This window comes from Corynebacterium tuberculostearicum, assembly GCF_013408445.1.
Classification (GTDB): Bacteria; Actinomycetota; Actinomycetes; order Mycobacteriales; family Mycobacteriaceae; genus Corynebacterium; species Corynebacterium tuberculostearicum.
Genome location: NZ_JACBZL010000001.1, coordinates 1,161,739 through 1,180,476, shown reverse-complemented (window position 1 = coordinate 1,180,476; position 18,738 = coordinate 1,161,739). Strand labels below are relative to the sequence as shown.

Genomic DNA, 18,738 nt, shown 5'->3' with positions numbered 1-18,738 from the left:
ACCATGTCTGAGACGCAAGTGCAAGAATTCGCCGGTCGGCTCTTTGACATGGCGCGCGAGGGCAACCTGGACCTCCTCGCCTATATTGACCACGGCGTGAATATCGACCTCGTTAACCACGAAGGCCAGTCCTTTATCATGCTCGCCGCCTATCACGGCCACGCCGAGCTGGTTACCGCACTTGCCCGCGCCGGCGCGGACGTCAACTTGCTCAATGATCGCGGCCAGTCCCCGCTGGCCGGTGCCATCTTCAAGAAGGAAGACGCGGTTATCGACGCCCTCCTTGCCGCCCACGCCGACCCCACCGCCGGCCAGCCCTCCGCGCTGGATTCGGCCCGCCTGTTCGGCCGCGAGGACCTTATCTCGCGCCTGGAAAGCGAGGCGGGGGAGTGACCTGGACATCCTTTTTCACCCTCTTGTTGATGAACCTGGTGGGCGTCGCCTCGCCGGGGCCGGACATCATTTTGGTGACTCGCTACGCTACCCGCTCGCGCCGCCACGCCATTGCCGCGGCCGCTGGCATCCAGATCGGCGTGCTTTTCTGGTGCGCCGCCACCGTCTTTGGTGCCGCCGCGCTGCTGACGGCCTTCCCGGAAATCCTCGGCGCGGTCCAAGCCGTCGGCGGCTGCTTCCTAGTGTTTATGGGAACGCGCGCGCTGCGCAGCGGCATCGCCCAGCGCGCCAACCCGCCCGTGGACTTAGAAGACGCCGCTGCCCAGCTCGGCCGCCTGCGCACCGCCTTCAAGGTCGGCCTGGCCACGAATATGTCCAACCCGAAAATCGTGCTCTTCCTCGCCGCGATGATCGCCCCGCTGCTCCCGGCTAGCCCACCCGTCTGGCTGGCGATTGCGCTGACACTCTCGCTCTCGCTGTCGGCCTTCCTCTTCTTCCTCGTCGTCGCCACGGTAATTTCCACCAACGCGGTGCGCCGCAAACTCATCGCCGCCGGCCCGTGGATCGACATCGGCTCTGGCCTCTTCTTCATCATCGCCGGCATCGTCCTCATCATCTCCGGCGGGCAGAACCTGCTGGCTTAAAACAGGCGCGGCGTGCCCTCGGCCACCGTGTCCAGCACCCACTGGGTCCAACGGGCGACGGTGGAGGCGCGCCGCCGGGACGTCGCCAAGCTCAGCCCCAGCCCCTCCATGGCTGCACAAATCTCCGCGGTGCTAGCCACCGCGCCGCGGGCCAGGCTGAGCTCAAGCACCTCGCGGAAAACCCGCCGCGCCGCCAGCGCCCGTATGAGTGCCGCATTCCGGGCGTCGCGCTGCGGCTGCTCGGTAACCCGGCGCCCGTGCTCCGTCGGCTCCCACGTGTCCTCCACCGGCTCCGCCAGGCCCAGGTAGCGCGCGGCGTTGGCATAATAATCCGCCTGCCGCGGGTCAAAGTCATAGCGCTGGGTAATCTCCGCCTTGCTTAGCGGCTGCAGGGCGATGAGCTCCAGCAGGTTGACCACCCGCTCAAAGCTATTGGCCTGTGGGAAGGGCACGGCCGGCTCGGGTTCGGGCTCTACCGCCCGCACAATATCGAGCGCCGCCTGCGCGTCCAGGGTCGAGGCCGACAGCGCGTAGCGGGCGCTATCAACCAGCGCAATGCTGCGAAAATCCGCCGGGTCCCGAAATTCATAGCGGTACAGGTGGAAAATACCATTGGAATACACCAGGTAAACCGGCACGACATCCTTGGCCAGGCGCTGCTGGAACCGGCGATACGGAAAATATAGCTGCCGGATATTGAAATCGTCCGAAAGGTGGTTCTTCGCCTCCACCAGCACCAGGTGCTCGAGCGATTCGAAGCCGCCGTCGATCTCCATCTGCGCGCGGTCCACCGCCACATCCACGCCCAAGTCCGGCAGCCGCACCTTAAGCCCGCGCGTGGACATGCGCCCGGCCACCGTCGCCTGCAATGGCCCGCAGCCCAGGAAGTCCTCTAGCATCCCGCTTGCCGACGCCCCATTTAACGCCACCGCCTCCGAGCTCACCCCCTCCAACGAGAGGGTGTCCAGCCCCGCGGGCAACTCCAGCGTGCGTACCTCGCCGCGCTGCGTTTCTGGAAACCGTTCGTAGAGGTTGAACCGGCCCACCAGGTATTCGCTGCGGCTGACCGGTACGATTCCCAGCTGGAGGCGCTGAAAGATCCACGGCCGCGACGTAGAAAAATCATGCTTGGCCATCAGCCGCGGCTGCCGGCCCGAAAGCCGTTCTAGCTCCCGCGCGCCGATATAGAAATACCCGCGCCGCTCCAGCTCCGCGTCGTATCCCGCCGCCAGGATGCGCAGCCACCCCCAGTCATTGACGCCGAGCTTCACCGTTTCTGGCACACCAAAGCGCGCCCGCAGCTCCTGCGCTTCCGGCCCGCTAGTCACCGCGGACCTCGTAGTTGCGCACCAGGACCTCGTCGACCTTGCCCCGCTTCGAACCAACGGAGTTAATCGCCCGCGTCGCCCCCACGATGCCTACTTCATAGTCCGCATAGAGCTCGCGGATGAACTCGGTGGCCGAATTAGACAACAGGAACTTCACCCCGCGCCTATCCAAGTCATCGCAGACCTCTTTGAGGCGCTCTTGCTCCGCACGGTCAAAGCCGCCCTTTTGGTAGCCGGTAAACGAGCTCGTCACGTTCACCGGGTCATAAGGCGGGTCGAAGTATACAAAGTCGCCCTCGCGCGCCTCTGCTACCGCCGCGGCGAAATCACCCTGCGAGAAGGCCACATCATTGTCCGCAAAATAGCGGTGCACCGCGAGTAGCGTGTCCTCATCGCAGATGGTGGGATTCTTATAGCGCCCAAACGGGGCATTAAACTGACCGGCCGCGTTCACGCGGTACAGGCCGTTATAGCAGGTGCGGTTGAGATACAACGTTCGTGCCGCGCGCTCGACGGGGGAGAGGGCGGCAAACTTGTGGGCATCCCGGTCCACTGCGCGCAGCGCATAGAAAAACTCTGCCTCATTGGGGTAGCCCGCGAGTTCCTCAATGAGCTCATCGACGCCGCCGCGCACCACCTCATAGAGGTTGATGAGCTCACCATTGAGATCGTTGACCCGTGCGCTGGCCGGTTCGAGAGAGAAAAGCACCGCACCGCCACCAATGAAGGGTTCATAAAATCGCCGCGGGGCCTCCGCCGGCAGGGCGGCGTGGATATGCGGCAAGAGCTGGCGCTTCCCGCCCGCCCATTTCACCAGTGGCTTAACGTCTTTCATCGTTGACTCATCTTAGCCGTCCCACCGGACACAAGCACCATCGGTCTTTCGAACGCGCGATCGGATAAAATGTGGGGCCGGCCGCTCGGGCTTGGCGCCCTGGTTGTCTAACGTCACAGTTTTCTCAAATAGTGTCATGACGGGCGCAAACTCGCCGCCGCGCAGGCGGGGAATTCCCGCGAAGCGCATGGTGGTTTCCCTGACCGATTATAAGGTAATAAAATCGCCCCAAAATCCCTTAGTTTGTAGGCAAAATAGAATTTCCTCACAATTCCTTAGGGAGAAAGAAAAGATACTGAAGCTTAAAGGGCGTCGGGACAGAAAGGGGCATTTATGCCGCGTATATCAAAAATCCGAGTCGCTGCGCTCAACCTCGTCATCGAGAGAGGTTATGACGGGTTCACCATGGAGGAACTCGCACGCGAGGTAGGCGTTTCCCGCCGTACCCTCTTTAATCACATAAAAGACAAAGAATCGGCAGTTTTAGGCCCCGAAATGTCAGAGGAAGTGGAGAACCAGTTCCAGAATTTCGCTGCCGGCCTGCCCACCGGAAGCCTGCGCGAAGATTCCGAAATCATGGCCATGGCCGAATTCAACCGTGCCGTAGGCAATGAGTTCTTCCCCGAAATTTCCCAGCTCACGGCCCAGGCACTGGCAAAGGACACGAAGCTGCGCGCCCTGTACTGCCAGCGCAATAGCCGCATCATTCAGCGCGTCCGCCAGGCGGTACAGGCCCGTGAGGGTTGGAAGTCCTCCGATCCGCGCCTCACGCCGACCGTCAACATTATCTACACCCAGTTGCTGACCGCCTATGAGACCTTTGTGGAAACCCGTGGCGGCACTTCGCTTGCCGACGCCTTCCACAACGCCGGCGCCATCTTCGAAGACTACTTCAACGACGAACTGGCCTAAGCGCCCCGCCTAAGTCTCACCGGCCCTGCCTGCCGGTTCCGCCGCCCAAAATAAGCTAAGAAAATCCCCCGGGCGCGCTCCGTAGAGCGCGACCGGGGGATAATCTGTGCAATGGCTCTTAGTCCATCTTGTTGAACGCGGAAGCCATGCCGGACTTCTTGTTGGCTGCGGTGTTGCGGTGGAAGACACCCTTGGACACGGACTTGTCCAGGGCGCGGGATGCCACGCGCAGCTGCTTCTCAGCAGCAGCCTTGTCGCCAGCGGCAACGGTCTCGCGGAACTTGCGGATCTCGGTACGGACGGCGGAGCGAACGGACTTGTTACGCTGACGTGCCTTCTCGTTGGTGATAACGCGCTTCTGCTTGGACTTGATATTTGCCATGAAAAATACCTCTTAGTAATCGAAAGTGATTGACGTAGAAACCGACCTACTCGGACTACTCCCGCGGCCAGCAATTACTGGCGCGCTCGGCGCTGGTATTCGAAGAGCGAACCCAAGGTCCTGCCCGCCCTGACCAACGCGCCCGGCAAGTAAGTAACCAACACACAATAGCAGTACCGAACCCGACCTGCCAAAACTCTCCCCGTGGCCGCCGGCCGCGCGGCGGCTAGGCCCAGTGGTAGCGCGCCCGCAACCTATTCGCGATTCGTTCGAATCTGCGTTCCGGAAAAAGCGTGCCTTGCCGGCGCACCTGCTCCTCGGATACCTCGAGCAGGCGGTCGAGGCGCACCCAGCAATCGCACCCGGACTCGTCCCACTCGCCGGAACCGATTTCCAGCCAGGCGTCGTCAAGCGCATGCTTTGGATTGGGGGAGATAAGCAGCCCCATCACCGTGGTGCGGGTGCGGCCCACGACCAAAATGGCCCGCTCGCGCGGTGGCGCTTGCTTTCCCTCGGCCGGCACCCACACCCAGACCACCTCGCCGGAATCGGCCTGGCCGTCCATATCGGGGGAGAAAAATATGGAGCGGGGGTGGGAGGCGGTGGCCTCTACCCGGATATCGGCGGCCTTGCGTGGCTCGTGGAACTCATCCGACCTATCCAGCCCCAACCGGGAATTAATGCGGCTCAGGCCGGTGTCTATGGGCTCGCGCTCGCTGATTCCCAGCGCTTGGCGCAGACGGGTGAGCATGGCGCTTTTCATGTCGACTATTGTAGACGTATGTCTGAAAACTTTGCGGCCACGACGTTTACGGATCCCGCCCGAATCCGAAACTTCTGCATTATTGCTCACATCGACCACGGCAAGTCGACGCTGGCGGACCGCATCCTGCAGCTATCCAAGGTGGTTGCGGAGCGCGATATGCGTGACCAGTTCCTCGATAATATGGACATCGAGCGCGAGCGCGGCATCACCATTAAGGCGCAGAACGTGCGCCTGCCGTGGGTGCCCCAGTCCGGCACCGCGCAGGGGGAGCAGATTGTCATGCAGATGATCGATACCCCCGGCCACGTGGACTTTACCTACGAGGTCTCCCGCGCGCTCGAGGCGTGTGAGGGCGCTATCCTGCTTGTCGACGCCGCCCAGGGCATCGAAGCCCAAACCCTCGCCAACCTCTACCTGGCGATGGAAAACGACCTGGAAATCATCCCGGTCCTCAATAAGATCGACCTGCCGGCCGCCGACCCGGAAAAATACGCGCTGGAAATCGCTAATATCATCGGCTGCGAGCCGGAAGAGGTGCTGCGCGTGTCGGGCAAGACCGGCGAGGGCGTCGTCGAGCTGCTGGACAAGGTCTGCGAGCTAGTCCCGCCTCCGTCTTCTGAATTCGACGCCGATGCGCCGGCCCGCGCGATGATTTTTGACTCCGTCTATGACACCTACCGCGGCGTGGTGACCTATATCCGCATGGTGGACGGCAAGCTCACCCCGCGCCAGAAGGTCACCATGATGTCGACCAACGCTAATCACGAGCTGCTGGAAATCGGCATCGTCTCGCCCACGATGCAAAAGTGTGATGGCTTGGGCCCAGGCGAGGTGGGCTACCTCATTACCGGCGTAAAGGACGTCCGCGAGACCAAGGTGGGCGATACCGTCACCTGGTCCAACGGCGGCGCCGAAACCCCGCTCAAGGGCTACAAGGACCCAGACCCGATGGTCTACTCCGGCCTTTTCCCCATTTCCCAGGCCGACTTTCCGGACCTGCGCGATGCTTTGGAAAAGCTGCAGCTTAACGACGCCTCCTTAACCTTCGACCCCGAAACCTCCGTCGCCCTCGGCTTTGGTTTCCGCTGCGGCTTCTTGGGTTTGTTGCACATGGAAATCACCCGCGACCGCTTGGAGCGCGAGTTCGGCCTCGACCTGATTTCCACCGCGCCTTCGGTGACCTACCGCGTGGTGGCCGAAGACGGCGAGGAAAAGTGGGTCCACAACCCGTCTGACTGGCCGGAAGGAAAGCTCAACGAGGTCTACGAGCCCGTGGTGAAGATGACCGTCATCGTGCCCGAGCAGTTCGTCGGCCCCACCATGGAGCTATGCCAGTCCAAGCGCGGCCAGATGGGCGGCATGGACTACCTTTCCGAGGATCGCGTGGAGCTGCGCTACACCATGCCGCTCGGCGAAATCATCTTCGACTTTTTCGATATGCTCAAGTCCCGCACCAAGGGCTACGCTTCACTGAACTATGAAGAGGCCGGTGAGCAGCTCGCGGACTTGGTAAAGGTCGACATTTTGCTCAACGGCGACCCGGTCGACGCCTTTTCTGCCATCGTCCACCGCGATTCCGCCCAGTGGTACGGCAATAAGATGACCAAGAAGCTCAAGGAGCTCATCCCGCGCCAGCAGTTCGAGGTGCCCGTCCAGGCGGCCATCGGCTCGAAGATCATCGCCCGCGAAAACATCCGCGCCATGCGCAAGGACGTGCTGGCTAAGTGCTACGGCGGCGATATCTCCCGTAAGCGCAAGCTCCTGGAGAAGCAGAAGGCCGGTAAGAAGCGCATGAAGACGCTGGGCTCCGTCTCGGTGCCACAGGAAGCCTTCGTGGCCGCGCTGTCTACCGACGCCGACGATTAATCCACCCCACGCATGCCGAACCCACCTCGCAGCCACGCCGTGGTTGCGAGGTCTTTAGCTGCCGGCTTCCGCGCCCGGCCCGCGCGCCCGGCCCGTGCGGTTGATATTTCGCGGTCGGTTTTCTGCGGCCGGGATAGGCGGTACGGCCGGGGCTTTAGGTGAGTAGTTAGGTCGAATAGGCCCAGGGCGGGACCCAGACTATTCGGCCCTGCCGCCGTTCAAGGCGGCCGCGCACCGGCGGAGCGTGCGGATCGTCGTCGTTGACGCCGTTGTGATACGGGCACGCCACGCTGAGGTTCGCCATATTGGTCTCCCCGCCGTGCTTCCACGCCTGCAGGTGGTGGATCTGGCACTTATCCGCCGGATAATTGCACTCGGCCCACGGGCAGGTGGGATTTTCCGCGCCCGCCATGAGCCGCTGCTTTTCCGAGGCATGCCGCGAGGTGCGATACAGGTTCACCGCTCCCTCATAAGGATGGACGAGGGTGACGAGCCCGCATTCGGCCAAGCGCTTTTCTACCAGCTTCGCGCCGCTGATTTCGGCACCATTGGTCAGCCGCAGCGTGATTTCCTCGCCTCCGCCGCTTAAGATTTCATCTAATTCATCGAGCTGGATGATGATATTCGTCGTCGCGGCAGGCCGCGCCGTAGCCCCGCCACGGAAGAAGATATTCTCCACGGAATCAAGCGGCTTCTCCTCATTGATGCTGGCGTGCAGGTCAGCAATGAAATCGGAATCGCCGGTAATCGAGAGCGTCGACGGGCCGCCCTTGCGCCGCGTCATTCGCACGCCTTTCTCCGGCTGCCGCGGCGGATACATCTCCTTCAATCGCGTGCGCGCGAGCCGCTCCACGTCTTGGTCGTTCGCGCATAATTCAGCGCGCAGCGCCCACGCATCCCGCTTGGATTTCGTGCGCGAGACGTACTTTTCGATGATCTTCAACGTCGCCAAGCAATGCTTGGTTGCCCGGCACGAGCGCTGCCGGCGGGTGAAGGGAGTGGGGCCAAAGTAGACGTCGGCAAGCGCAAGCAGGCTCCGGACCTCCTGCCGGGGAAGCCCCAGCCGCCGCAGGTCGGCCTCGCGCGCGCCAGAGACCTCGCCGAGAAGCTCCATCGGCGAGGCAAGTTGGCGGGCGTAGTCCTGCAAGCGGGTCATGCCGGTGAGCCTAAGACACCCCGCAAGCCCGCGGTAGCCCACCCGCGCCCGCCTGTGGATAACTCGCCCCACCCGTCACACCAACCCCGAACCCGCCCGGCGCCCTGTGGATAACCTGCGGTACCCTCGAATAGGAAAGCGAGAAAAGGAGCTCCCCATGACTGACCCGACCAAGCGAATTCGCCCCACCAACCCCGGCCGCCTGGCCGCCCCGCGCCAGGCCCAGCAGCTGCCGCCCCTGCCGGTGACGCGGGCGCGCATTGGTGAGCGGGTAGCCACCGAGGTATTCCAGGAAATGGGCGAGGGCATGCTCGAGGAGCTGCAGAATTTCCGCCGCGACCTGCACCGCAACCCGGAAATCGGCCTGGACCTACCGCGCACGCAGAAGAAGGTCCTAGAAGCGCTGGAGGGCCTGCCGCTGGAGATACACGTGGGCCAGGATTTGAGCTCGGTGGTGGCTGTGCTGCGCGGCGGCCAGCGCGGCGAGCGGCCGGTGTCGGTGCTTTTGCGCGCGGACATGGACGCCTTGGAGGTGCGCGAGCAGACCGGCAGCCCGTTCGCGTCGACGAATGGGTACATGCACGCCTGCGGCCACGACTTGCACACCGCCGGCCTGGTGGGCGCGGCGCGGATTCTGTGCGAGCACCGCGAGGAGTTGCACGGCGATGTCACCTTCATGTTCCAGCCCGGCGAGGAAGGCCCGGGCGGCGCGCTGCCGATGATTGAGGAGGGCGTGCTCGACGCCGCTGGCCGACGCCCCATTGCCGCCTACGGCCTGCACGTCGGCCCGCAGGATCGCGGCACCTTCCACTATGTGCCAGGCCCGATGATGGCCAGCTCCTCCAACCTGACCATCACGGTGTTGGGCAAGGGCGGGCACGGTTCCCGCCCGCACGATGCCATCGACCCGGTGGCGGCGCTGGCGGAGATTCAGATGTCGCTGCAGACCGCGCTGACCCGCCGTTTTGATGCGCTGGAGCCCATCGTGATTACCGTGACCAACCTGTGGGCGGGCGACGGCGCGTATAACGCCATCCCGGAGCGCGCGGCTTTGGGCGCGACGGTGCGCGTGCTGCGCGATGAAAAGATCGACGCCGTGCGGCAGATGATTACGGAGGTCTCCAGCTCCGTCGCTGCCTCGCACCGCTGCACCGCGCAGGTGGATTTCGAGATTTTGTACCCGACCACCAAGACCAATGCGCGCGAGAACCAATTCGCCGCCACCTTGTGGGGCCAGATGTTTGGCGCCGAGAACGTCCAGCCTTTCGACGCCCCGATGATGGCCTCCGAGGACTTCGGCTACGTCCTCTCCCAGGTGCCGGGCACGTTTATGTGGATGGGCACGGCCAATCCGGAAAAGCCCGAAAATCAGCGCGAGTGGAATCACTCGCCGATGATGCGCTTTGATGATTCCGTACTCGGCATGCAGGCCGCCGCGCTGGCGGCCGTGGCGTTTGAGCGCCTCGCTACCGAGAACGAGCATCCGTCCGCGCAGACGAAGGCCATGCGCGATGCGGCCGGGGTGCAGAAATAAATCATCCCTAGGGACTATGGCCGCGGGCTTAAGCTTGGGGCCATGGTCAGAACGAAGTGGAGTACGGCGGGCATTGTTGCCGCCTGCGCGGTGGCGAATTGGCTCGTCGGCATGGTGCTGATGAACCTCGATATTGAGGAGTACTCGCCGACATTTGAGGAGTACGGGCCCTATATCTGCACCGGGTTTGCGGTGGGCGTGCTGGGTATTATCGCCCTGCCCTTTGCCCTGGAGCACCAGCCGCGCGAGCTTTCCGACGTCGACTATGCCGGCTCCACCCGCAGCTTCATCGCCGGTTGCATCGTACTGCTGGGGTCTAGTTCCTATTTCGGCGCGGTCAGCGGAGTTGTGGCTTTTATTTCCATGGTCTCGCGGCGCTCGACCACGCGCTCGGTGGTCGCGGTGGCATGCTTTGTACTGGCGTTTGCGATAGATACTAGCTTTAACCCGTACCTAAGTTGGGACGAGATCGGATGGGTTGGGGCCATCTTCGTCGTGGTCGTGATGGTCGCGGGCTTGCTTGCAGGCCAAAAGCGCGGCAACCAGCGCGAAAAGCGGTGGCGGGTGGAACAGCAAGCCCGGATGAACCGCGAAGAGATGCGCGCCAAGGTGGAGCATGCGCGGCGAGAGGAGCGCGAAAGCATCGCGCGGGATATGCACGATTCGCTTTCGCATCGGTTGAGCCTTGTGGCTATTCATGCGGGAGCGCTGAGCTATCCGCGCGAGGGTGTGCCGGAGGAGTTTACGGAGGCTGCGCGCACCATCCGCGCTGAAGCCCAAAACGCGGTGGAAGATTTGCGCACCGTCTTAAGCGCCTTGCGCGAAGACCTTTCCCAGGACCCGCGCACCGGTGTCGAGGAGCTGGTCGCGAGCGCACGGGAGGCCGGCGCAGAGGTAACGGTGGCCTACGCGGACGGTACCGACCCGGACGTTTTCGCCGGACTATCCACGATGGCGCAGCACGCCGTGCACCGCGCAGTACAAGAGGGCCTGACGAACGCACGCAAGCACGCGCCCGGTCAGCCGGTAAGTATCACGGTGCGCGAGGCGGCCGGCGCGGTAGACATCGAGATGCGAAACCCAGTCCCGCGCGAGAAGGCAGGAACCGAAACGGGCAATGGCGCGGACACCACAGGTGGCTACGGTCTAGTGGGACTGCGCGAGCGTGTGGAGCTTTCCGGCGGGCGCATGAGCATCGCGGCTGACCAGGGAAGTCCGGAAGGAAACGAAGGCGAGGAATTCAGATGGAGGATCCAGCTACCGCTAGCGCACAAGGAGGCCACACGATGAGCGAGATGAGCTGGCAACTGCGCCATCCCGAATACGGGCTCATGCGCATCGACCTAGAAGAAACCACGGCCCGCGAGGGGTGGACGGGAAAATACTTAGACTTTAAGCGCAGTCTTTTTACCTCGACCGTCAACGGAACCTCGCGCAAGCTCAGCTATACCGATACCGATGACTCGGCCTATAGCCTGGAATTCCTGCGCGGGCACAGCGACGATAACGCGCCCAAAGACGCAGACCGCATCGAGCTGGTGGAGCGCCGCGGTTATGTCGTGCCGGAGTTTCGCGGGCAAGGCGCGAGGGTGCTGTTTGCGGCGGTGGGGAAGCCGGACGTCGATAAGCGGCTGCATCGGGTAAGCCTATGGACGTTGCTCCTGCAGGCTGCGCTGACATTCATCGCGGCCACACTAGTCATCGAATTTTTCCCCAGAATCTTCGAAAAGCTAAACGATATTCTCGTGCCCTCGTTCCTCAATGGCGTAGTGGCAGGCCACGTGGGAATCGTGCCGATAGCGCTCGCGGCAGTGGTAGCGGTTACTGTGGCGTATACGCCCATCGCATCGCAGTTGTGGCGCGCGCGGTGGAATCAACCAGTAGGAAAGGGAGCATGATGGCCGATGCCCTGCGAGTAGTGCTCGTTGATGACGAGGACCTGGTCCGCAGCGGCCTGCGCCTGCTGTTGTCTAATGCGCCCGATATTGAGGTCGTGGCCGAGGCGAGCAATGGCCGGGACGCGGTGGCTACCGTCCTCGATGCGCAGCCCGATGTGGTGTTAATGGATATTCGCATGCCGGTCATGAATGGCATCGCGGCCGTGGAGAAGATTCTGTCCGTTCACGCAGTGCCGATCATCATGCTCACGGCCTTCGATACCGATTCTTTCATCCTGCGGGCTCTGCGTGCCGGGGCGGCTGGGTTCCTGTTGAAGTCGACGCCGCCGGAATCGCTCATGGCGGCCGTGCGTGCGGCCGCGGCGGGGCAGCCGCTGTTGAGCCCGCAGGTCGTCGACAAGCTGGTAGGCATGCAAGGCCCCGCGCTTTCCGACGCCCATTCGCACCACACCCGTACCGCCCGCAACCACTTAGGTAGGCTTAGCTCTCGCGAGAGAGAAATCGCCGAGCTGGTGGCGCAAGGCTTGAATAACCAGGAGATTGCCGACCGGCTCGTGGTGTCCATGGCCACGGTAAAGTCCCATATGCAGCACATTTTGAAAAAGATCGGCGGCACGAGCCGCGTGCACATCGCCATTATGGTCTTAGAGGCGCGTGGCTAAGCTCGGAGAATCCTCCCTGCGGGGGATACCGCGCTGGCGGCGGGTCGGCTTAGACTGGTGCGCGTTATGAAGTTGTTCCGAAAATCCGACGAGATGCTTAAGCGCCCGCTGTGGCAGAAAATTCTCATCGCAGTAATTGTTGTCGTCGGCGACGTGCTGGTCTCGTTGATGCGACTAGCGGATACTGATGCCTCAGTAAATCGCATGCTTGTTACGGCCGCGGTGATGGTCGGCACCTGGATGCTTCTGCCTTTCGCCTTGCGCCATGCCGCCCGAGAGCGTGACCCGCGCAGCACGCAGCCCGGCCCGCGCAGTGCGTTGGTAGCCGCAACCATTATTTCGGCGACGGTGACGATTGCTGAGTACCGTCCTTCGGTAATGATAGCGGCGTTTTCTGCGGCCTCGCGCCGCAGCCGGTTGTGGATCGCGCTGGTATGCACGGCCATGGTGGCCTCGAAACTAGTCGACACTGATTTTTCCGGTGCTAAAGGTGCAAATATTCCGTTTCAGATGGGTTATTACGGCAGCCCGCTTATCCCGGCGCTGGTCGTACTGGTTGTTGGGCTGGTTCGCTCGAACCAAAAAGAGCGCACGATTGCGCTGCAGGCGCAGGCGGAGCTCACGCATGAGGAAATGGCCACGCGGGAAAACTTTGCGCGGCAGGAGGAGCGCGACCGGATTGCGCGGGATATGCACGATACGCTCTCGCATCGGCTGAGCATGATTGCGGTCTATGCCGGCGGGCTGGCCTACCGCAAGGACTTGGATCCGGAAGAGACGCGGAAATCTGCGCGCACGATTCGCGATGAAGCCGAGGCCGCCGTGGGGGACCTGCGCGAGGCTTTGCACTCGCTGCGCAGTGAGGGGCGCATTGACCCACGCGAGGGCGTGGAATCGCTGGTGGAGCGCTCCCGCCGGGCAGGCATGTACGTGGAGGTGCGCTACCAGCAGGGCACGGGGCCGCAGTCGCTGGCGGAGCTTAGCACCATGGGTGGCCACGCGCTCAACCGCGCGGTGCAGGAGGGCCTGACCAACGCCCGCAAGCACGCGCCGGGCGAGCCGGTGACCATCACTATCGCCGCGCTTGCCGACGCCCTGTCTATCACCATGTCCAACCCCGTCACCCGGGCCGAGAAGAAGGGGAGTGGAAACAGTGGCGGGTACGGGATCGTCGGCATGCGCGAGCGCGCTAGTGTGGTGGGCGGATCGCTGCGGGTAAAGGACGAGGAAGGACGTTTCTCGTGGACGCTGCGCCTGCCCAGGAAGGAAGTACAGTGAGTGAGATTCGTGTAGTTCTCGTCGATGATGAGCCGCTGCTGCGCCACGGCCTGCGCATGATCTTGGAAGGCGCGCCGGGCATCAGCGTCATCGGCGAGGCCGGAAACGGCAAGGAGGGAGTGGAGCTCATCCTGGCCGAGGAGCCGGACGTGGTGCTGATGGATATTCGCATGCCGGTCATGGACGGCATCGAGGCGACAGCGCAGCTGCACTCGCTCGCCGGCGCGCGCGAAATCCCGGTGGTGATGCTCACCGCCTTTGATACCGACGAATTCATCCTGCACGCCCTGCGCGCTGGGGCGGTGGGCTTTTTGTTGAAGACAACGGCGCCGGAGGCGCTGGTGGCGTCGGTAAGAGCGGCGGCCCAAGGCCAGCAACAGCTCAGCCCGAAGGTGCTAGAAAACCTGGTGGGGCTGGCGGCCACGCCGCCGCAGCCGGAACAAGAGATGATTCAGCCCAGCGGGCTGGCCGAGCTGAGCGAGCGCGAAAATGAAATCGCCCAGCTGGTGGCCCAAGGACTGAGCAACGCCGAGATTGCCGAGCAGCTATTCATCTCCCTGACCACGGTCAAGACGCACATGAAGCACATCCTGGCCAAGATCGATGGCACCAACCGGGTACACATCGCAATTGCGGTGCTCGGCGGCTAGTCGCGGCTGGGCTGGCCTGGGCAACTAAGGCCGGCGGAAAATGGCGGAGGCTAGGCCCACCAGCGCGATGACGCCGACGATAAGGGACGCCACCGGCCAGTACTGCGGGAAGTACTTGAGCGTGTAGCCGAATACTTGGCCGTCATCGAACTGCTGCCATAGCGCGAAGGGCATCCACCACAGCTTGGTTAGCGCCAGGATGGCGCCCACCAAGCCGGCGGCGACGCGGCTGCCTCCGCGGAGGAAGAAGCTCGCCGCAACCAGCAGTACGCCCGCAATGGTCAGGGCGAATAGGAGGGGAGTTTCGGTGCCCAGCGGAGAGCCGCGCAGCAGGAACTCGTGGTCGATTGCGTGTTGCTCAATGAGGGTATAACCATCGAGGACAACGTCGTCTGGGATTCCCATAGGTTAATTCTCCTTAATTGTGCCCGGAGCGGCTGGGGCGCCTGAGGTGGCATAGGGAAGGCCGACGGAAACGCGGAAATCTGCCACCTTAAAACCGGGTTGTACGTCAATTATAGACAATTCTGTCTTAGAGGGCGTAGTCTGAAACCCTTGACTCGATGCAAGGAGACAGTGTGAGTATTACCGGACTTCTCACAGGCATCGCCTTCGGTGCTGTGTTGCAGCGCGGGCGCTTCTGCGTAACCGGTATGCTGCGCGATATTTTCCTCAACAAGACCTGGCGCGGCTTTACCGCCCTGCTCATTTTGATTTCGGTGCATGCCTTTGGCCTGACTCTGTTGACAGGCACGGGCGTGCTTTCGCCGGAGATTAGTGATTTTAAGCCGGTAGCCGTCATCGTGGGCGGCTTCATCTTTGGCCTCGGCATTATCTTGTCCGGCGGTTGCGCCTCCGGCACGTGGTACCGCTCGGCCGAGGGCTTGGTCGGCTCGTGGATTGCGCTGCTGTTTTATGGGCTTTCGGCCGCGGCCATGAAGTCCGGCCCGCTGTCTGGCGCCAATGATTGGTTCAAGCAGTGGAGCCTCCCGGTCACCACCATCCATGGCGCGCTGCACATTTCACCGTGGATCCTGGTGGCGGTCTTGTGGGTCGTGACCTTCCTGCTGTGGCGCCACTACCGCGCCAAGGACGCCGGCCGCCCGAAGGTGGACCTGGGCCAGCCGTGGTACGCCAAGCCGCTGAACATGAATATCGCGGCGGTTGCTGTGGGCATCATCGGCACGGTGGGCTTTGTGCTTTCGGCCAACGCTGGCCGCAACGGCGGCCTCGGTATCACAACGCCGACCGCGGACATCGTCCGCTGGACCGCCACCGGCGATTCCGCGCGCATGAACTGGGGCACCCTGTTGGGTATCGGCCTGCTGGTGGGCGCTTTTATCGCCGCCAAGTCCGCTGGTGAGTTCCGTGTGCGCGTGCCAGATGCACAGACCGCGACCCGCGCTATTTGGGGCGGCATCATGATGGGCGTAGGCGCGTCGCTGGCCGGCGGCTGCACCGTGGGCAATGGCATGGTGGAGACCTCCCTGTTTAGCTTCCAGGGCTGGGTATCGCTATTCTTTATGGCGCTAGGCGTGGGTGCGGGCGCGCGTCTGTGGCTGAAACCCAAGAGTGAGCCGCAGCAGCCGCAGACCTACTCCACCGAGGAATCCGTGGATAACTCGGTGGTCTCCGCCGAGGATAAGGTGCTGCCGAGCTTTGCCACTGCCACCGGGGCGGTAGCGCTCAAGACTAAGCCGCAGGCGAAGGACAAGGCCCGCGCGCTGGGCGGCGGGCGCTATGCGCTCGATACCCTCGGCGCGGTGTGCCCGTTCCCGTTGATCGAGGCCAAGCAGGTCATGGCGGAGCTGGAGACTGGCGAGGCACTGGTTATTGACTTCGACTGCACCCAGGCCACCGAATCCATTCCGCAGTGGGCGGCTGATGAGGGCCATGAGATTCGTGATTTCCATCGCTCGGGGGATGCTGGCTGGCAGGTCACGGTGGTCAAGGGCGGCTAATTACATCATTGTCAGCTACTATGTGGAGGCAGAAGAATCGAGCGTGATTCTTGTGCCTCCTTTGTGGTTTGAAAGAAGTTATCGCATGCCCGAGTTTGATGATAATTCCACCGCTGTTGCGGATATTTTGCATGCCTTCGCCGTCTTTGAGCGCGAGGAAGAACACCTGCTGGACGCGGAACTGCGCCTCAACGTCTATGCCAGCTAGGCCATGATCCGCGTCTTTGCTGCACTATTGCCCTCGGCCGCCGCGCGCGAGCATTTGGTGCATACGCTGCGGCCCATCCACGCGGCAACCACCAACGAGCTGCGCTGGACGGATCCGGATAATTGGCATATGACCATGGCCTTTTATGGCGATCAGCCCAATGATGCCGCGGCGGTGCGCGAGCACCTAGCCCACGCGGTGGCTGGGCGCGCGGCGTTGGATGTGCACCTGAGCGGGGCGGGGAGCTTTGAGCAGCGCACGCTATGGGTGGGCGTCGGCGGGCAGGCGCGCGGTGTGCGGGAGTTGATGGCGCAGTGCCAGCTTGCCGACGTCCCCTTTAACCACCACCGCCCCCACCTCACCGTTGCGCGTGCCGGCCGGCGCACCCGCGAGCCGTGGGCGCTAGCGGATTATGTGCGTGCTTTATCGGTGTATCGGGGGCCGGAATTTCGCGCGGACCGAGTGTGCCTGATGCAATCGCACCTCGGCGAGGGCCGCGGCGGTGGCCCACGCTACGAAGTTATAGAGGAGTACTCGCTGTTTTAAGCGGCGCGTGCGGTGCGGATTTCGCGGACGAGGGAATCAAGCTCCGCGCGGGTGGCGGTGCGGTCCGGGTGGGTGGTGCAGAAATCTAGCAGGAAGTAGCCGGCATGCTGAACGGCAATGTGGCGGGCCCAGAATCGGCGCACGGCATCGGGGTTATCCACGGCGAGGGACTGGATGGCGCGGCGCTCTGAAAGCAGCTCGTATTGCAGGTCGCGGCGGGCGGACAGTACGGCATCTGGGGTATTGACAAAGAGCAGGCCGAGCAGGGTAGCCATGGACTCCATCGCGCGGACCTGCAGGCGAGCCTGATTGCGCACGGGGGCGCTGCGCTGCCACAGCCATAGCACCGCGGTGGCGATGAGGATGGACAAGATGATTTCGCCGCAGCGGGCCTGGATGGTCGGCCACAGGGGACGGGTGGCGGAATTGCCCATGAGGAGGGCGAGCGGGGTGGAGAAGATAACGCAGATGGCGTAGTTCTTGGCCACGAAGATTTCGGCGCAGAATTGGCACGCGGCCAGCGCGAGCAGGAGCGTCCACCCTTGAATGCCAAAGTAATGGAGGATAGAAAACAGCAGTACGCCGACGACGGAGCCGAGCATGCGGTGGATGCCGCGGACGGTGCCTGGCACGTGATCCGGTCCCCATTGCAGCATGAGGAAGGCAGAGACCACGCCCCAGTCCGGGCGGTCGAAGCCGAGGGTAAGGCCCACCAGCACGGTAATGGCCGCGGAAAGGACAATCTTTTGGGTGGTGACCATGGCGTGCGAATCCCGGACCGCGGCGCGATACAGGCGGTAGCGGCCGGTGGGGCGGGTGTGCGGGATGGCGGTGCGATCCGGATCGACGTCGGTGACATTATCGGTGAGCTGATCCGAATCGGCGCCCAAATCCAAGGCGCGATTATGCGCCACGATGGTGTGCTGCGCCGCGAGGGTGCGCTCTACTAGGTGGGCGCCCTGGGAGTCGATGATGCGGCCGCCGCGGATGATGTGGGCGTCGGAAAGCGCCTGCCAGGCAGCAAAGAGCGCGGTCTGCGCCTGGTGGTGGCGGGCCAAGGAATCGTCGCGGTCATCTTTGAATGCGGCCGCGGCCTTTTCCAGTGCGGTGACCGCGCGGCGCTCGGGGCCGTGGGAGTCAATAAGCGCCGGCGCCATGCCGAGCACGAGGCTGGCTATCATGCCGGTCAGCGCCCAAAAGAGCAGCTGGCCCACGGTGACATCGGTGCGCGCAAGCATCACCGAACCGCCGCCAACCATGACCAAGAAGAAGGTGCCCGGCGGCGGCAAGCGCAGGGCATTTTGGGCAAAGCCGCACACGGCGGCCAATGCCGTGGTGTATAAGCCTGCCAGCAGCAGCCACCAATGGCCGTGGCCAGGCGCAAAGATGAGGTGGCCTACTAGCACGCCCACGGCCGCGACGGTAATGAGTGCGGTGCCGGCGGTGAGCATGACGCGGGGGCGGGTGCGATAAGGGTGGCCCTCGCCAAAGATGACGGTGAACGCGCCGGTGGAAATGAGCAGGATGGCGTAGTCGTGGCCGGTCAGCAGCGCGATGGCGCCGGGAATGAGAATCGCCAAGCCCGCGCGCAGGGCACTGGGCCAGCGCACCGAGGCGCTATTAAACGCGGTGAGTAACTGGGTGGTGCTGGGGCGCTGCGGGATGGGATAGTCAAGCTGGGTGGCCACGGAGCAGCAGGATCCTTTCTCGGCGGAGTTA

20 protein-coding genes are annotated in these 18,738 nt (G+C 63.1%); 13 read left to right on the top strand and 7 right to left on the bottom strand.

Annotation, left to right across the window (positions count from 1 at the left end):
- The first annotated feature begins 3 nt into the window (after positions 1–3).
- Positions 4–393, top strand: coding sequence for an ankyrin repeat domain-containing protein (locus tag BJ985_RS05570; RefSeq protein WP_005324104.1), 390 nt, complete (start codon positions 4–6; stop codon positions 391–393).
- The gene (locus tag BJ985_RS05565) at positions 390–1,037 is read left to right on the top strand and encodes a LysE family translocator (protein WP_179386864.1); all 648 of its coding nucleotides are present in this window, start codon (positions 390–392) and stop codon (positions 1,035–1,037) included. The genes BJ985_RS05570 and BJ985_RS05565 overlap by 4 nt, the downstream gene beginning before the upstream one ends.
- Here the strand turns inward: BJ985_RS05565 and BJ985_RS05560 are convergent.
- Positions 1,034–2,365, bottom strand: a complete 1,332-nt coding sequence (locus BJ985_RS05560; protein ID WP_179386863.1) for a type II restriction enzyme — start codon at positions 2,363–2,365, stop codon at positions 1,034–1,036. The genes BJ985_RS05565 and BJ985_RS05560 overlap by 4 nt on opposite strands.
- Positions 2,358–3,200 (bottom strand): DNA adenine methylase, encoded by an 843-nt coding sequence (locus BJ985_RS05555; RefSeq protein WP_179386862.1) that lies wholly within the window; start codon positions 3,198–3,200, stop codon positions 2,358–2,360. Before BJ985_RS05555 ends, BJ985_RS05560 begins: the two co-directional genes overlap by 8 nt.
- A 333-nt stretch (positions 3,201–3,533) precedes the next feature.
- Here BJ985_RS05555 and BJ985_RS05550 point away from each other — a divergent pair, with 333 nt between their 5' ends.
- Positions 3,534–4,112 carry a TetR/AcrR family transcriptional regulator gene (locus BJ985_RS05550; RefSeq protein WP_150851156.1) on the top strand — a complete coding sequence of 193 codons (579 nt, stop codon included), beginning with the start codon at positions 3,534–3,536 and terminating at the stop codon, positions 4,110–4,112.
- A 118-nt stretch (positions 4,113–4,230) separates the two neighbouring features.
- Here the strand turns inward: BJ985_RS05550 and rpsT are convergent, their stop codons facing one another.
- Together rpsT and BJ985_RS05540 are read right to left on the bottom strand one after the other, a co-directional pair.
- Complete coding sequence (gene rpsT, locus BJ985_RS05545; protein WP_005324114.1) at positions 4,231–4,494, bottom strand: 30S ribosomal protein S20; 264 nt, start codon at positions 4,492–4,494, stop codon at positions 4,231–4,233.
- A gap of 226 nt (positions 4,495–4,720) precedes the next feature.
- Positions 4,721–5,257: a type II toxin-antitoxin system PemK/MazF family toxin gene (locus tag BJ985_RS05540; protein ID WP_179386861.1), complete on the bottom strand. Its 537-nt coding sequence runs from the start codon at positions 5,255–5,257 to the stop codon at positions 4,721–4,723.
- 18 nt (positions 5,258–5,275) lie between these two features.
- Here BJ985_RS05540 and lepA point away from each other — a divergent pair, with 18 nt between their 5' ends.
- Positions 5,276–7,126 (top strand): translation elongation factor 4, encoded by a 1,851-nt coding sequence (lepA, locus tag BJ985_RS05535; protein ID WP_179386860.1) that lies wholly within the window; start codon positions 5,276–5,278, stop codon positions 7,124–7,126.
- 166 nt (positions 7,127–7,292) lie between these two features.
- Here the strand turns inward: lepA and BJ985_RS05530 are convergent, their stop codons facing one another.
- Positions 7,293–8,282 carry an HNH endonuclease signature motif containing protein gene (locus BJ985_RS05530; RefSeq protein ID WP_179386859.1) on the bottom strand — a complete coding sequence of 330 codons (990 nt, stop codon included), beginning with the start codon at positions 8,280–8,282 and terminating at the stop codon, positions 7,293–7,295.
- 157 nt (positions 8,283–8,439) lie between these two features.
- On the opposite strand from BJ985_RS05530, the gene BJ985_RS05525 reads away from it, so the two are divergent.
- The 6 genes from BJ985_RS05525 (at position 8,440) to BJ985_RS05500 (ending at position 14,304) form a co-directional block, all read left to right on the top strand.
- Entirely contained in the window at positions 8,440–9,816 is a 1,377-nt protein-coding gene (locus BJ985_RS05525; RefSeq protein WP_005326385.1) for a M20 metallopeptidase family protein, read from the top strand.
- A gap of 42 nt (positions 9,817–9,858) precedes the next feature.
- Positions 9,859–11,106 (top strand): sensor histidine kinase, encoded by a 1,248-nt coding sequence (locus BJ985_RS05520; RefSeq protein WP_179386858.1) that lies wholly within the window; start codon positions 9,859–9,861, stop codon positions 11,104–11,106.
- Positions 11,103–11,714, top strand: coding sequence for a hypothetical protein (locus BJ985_RS05515; protein WP_179386857.1), 612 nt, complete (start codon positions 11,103–11,105; stop codon positions 11,712–11,714). Before BJ985_RS05520 ends, BJ985_RS05515 begins: the two co-directional genes overlap by 4 nt.
- Entirely contained in the window at positions 11,711–12,376 is a 666-nt protein-coding gene (locus BJ985_RS05510) for a response regulator (protein WP_179386856.1), read from the top strand. Before BJ985_RS05515 ends, BJ985_RS05510 begins: the two co-directional genes overlap by 4 nt.
- A gap of 66 nt (positions 12,377–12,442) precedes the next feature.
- On the top strand, positions 12,443–13,654 hold the full coding sequence (locus BJ985_RS05505) for a sensor histidine kinase (protein ID WP_179386855.1): 1,212 nt from the start codon (positions 12,443–12,445) through the stop codon (positions 13,652–13,654).
- Positions 13,651–14,304: a response regulator gene (locus tag BJ985_RS05500; RefSeq protein ID WP_179386854.1), complete on the top strand. Its 654-nt coding sequence runs from the start codon at positions 13,651–13,653 to the stop codon at positions 14,302–14,304. Before BJ985_RS05505 ends, BJ985_RS05500 begins: the two co-directional genes overlap by 4 nt.
- A gap of 24 nt (positions 14,305–14,328) precedes the next feature.
- On the opposite strand, the gene BJ985_RS05495 is transcribed toward BJ985_RS05500, so the two are convergent.
- A complete protein-coding gene (locus tag BJ985_RS05495; RefSeq protein ID WP_023020971.1) occupies positions 14,329–14,709 on the bottom strand; it encodes a hypothetical protein in 381 nt (126 codons plus the stop codon).
- 173 nt (positions 14,710–14,882) lie between these two features.
- Here BJ985_RS05495 and BJ985_RS05490 point away from each other — a divergent pair, with 173 nt between their 5' ends.
- From BJ985_RS05490 to thpR, 3 genes are all read left to right on the top strand, one after another.
- Entirely contained in the window at positions 14,883–16,265 is a 1,383-nt protein-coding gene (locus BJ985_RS05490; protein ID WP_179386853.1) for a YeeE/YedE thiosulfate transporter family protein, read from the top strand.
- Positions 16,266–16,350: 85 nt separating this feature from the next.
- Positions 16,351–16,473: a hypothetical protein gene (locus tag BJ985_RS11710; RefSeq protein ID WP_255342548.1), complete on the top strand. Its 123-nt coding sequence runs from the start codon at positions 16,351–16,353 to the stop codon at positions 16,471–16,473.
- A 3-nt stretch (positions 16,474–16,476) separates the two neighbouring features.
- Positions 16,477–17,019, top strand: a complete 543-nt coding sequence (gene thpR, locus BJ985_RS05485) for an RNA 2',3'-cyclic phosphodiesterase (protein ID WP_179386852.1) — start codon at positions 16,477–16,479, stop codon at positions 17,017–17,019.
- Here thpR and BJ985_RS05480 read toward each other — a convergent pair.
- Entirely contained in the window at positions 17,016–18,707 is a 1,692-nt protein-coding gene (locus BJ985_RS05480; protein ID WP_179386851.1) for an FUSC family protein, read from the bottom strand. The two genes, thpR and BJ985_RS05480, sit on opposite strands and share 4 nt — an antisense overlap.
- Between the last annotated feature and the right edge of the window lie 31 nt (positions 18,708–18,738).

Bases quoted from the DNA above. Each gene is read 5' to 3' on its own strand.
- BJ985_RS05570 (WP_005324104.1), top strand. From the start codon at position 4: ATGTCTGAGACGCAAGTGCAAGAATTCGCCGGTCGGCTCTTTGACATG.
- BJ985_RS05555 (WP_179386862.1), bottom strand. From the start codon at position 3,200: ATGAAAGACGTTAAGCCACTGGTGAAATGGGCGGGCGGGAAGCGCCAG.
- BJ985_RS05550 (WP_150851156.1), top strand. From the start codon at position 3,534: ATGCCGCGTATATCAAAAATCCGAGTCGCTGCGCTCAACCTCGTCATC.
- rpsT (WP_005324114.1), bottom strand. From the start codon at position 4,494: ATGGCAAATATCAAGTCCAAGCAGAAGCGCGTTATCACCAACGAGAAG.
- BJ985_RS05540 (WP_179386861.1), bottom strand. From the start codon at position 5,257: ATGAAAAGCGCCATGCTCACCCGTCTGCGCCAAGCGCTGGGAATCAGC.
- lepA (WP_179386860.1), top strand. From the start codon at position 5,276: ATGTCTGAAAACTTTGCGGCCACGACGTTTACGGATCCCGCCCGAATC.
- BJ985_RS05530 (WP_179386859.1), bottom strand. From the start codon at position 8,282: ATGACCCGCTTGCAGGACTACGCCCGCCAACTTGCCTCGCCGATGGAG.
- BJ985_RS05525 (WP_005326385.1), top strand. From the start codon at position 8,440: ATGACTGACCCGACCAAGCGAATTCGCCCCACCAACCCCGGCCGCCTG.
- BJ985_RS05520 (WP_179386858.1), top strand. From the start codon at position 9,859: ATGGTCAGAACGAAGTGGAGTACGGCGGGCATTGTTGCCGCCTGCGCG.
- BJ985_RS05515 (WP_179386857.1), top strand. From the start codon at position 11,103: ATGAGCGAGATGAGCTGGCAACTGCGCCATCCCGAATACGGGCTCATG.
- BJ985_RS05510 (WP_179386856.1), top strand. From the start codon at position 11,711: ATGATGGCCGATGCCCTGCGAGTAGTGCTCGTTGATGACGAGGACCTG.
- BJ985_RS05505 (WP_179386855.1), top strand. From the start codon at position 12,443: ATGAAGTTGTTCCGAAAATCCGACGAGATGCTTAAGCGCCCGCTGTGG.
- BJ985_RS05495 (WP_023020971.1), bottom strand. From the start codon at position 14,709: ATGGGAATCCCAGACGACGTTGTCCTCGATGGTTATACCCTCATTGAG.
- BJ985_RS11710 (WP_255342548.1), top strand. From the start codon at position 16,351: ATGCCCGAGTTTGATGATAATTCCACCGCTGTTGCGGATATTTTGCAT.
- thpR (WP_179386852.1), top strand. From the start codon at position 16,477: ATGATCCGCGTCTTTGCTGCACTATTGCCCTCGGCCGCCGCGCGCGAG.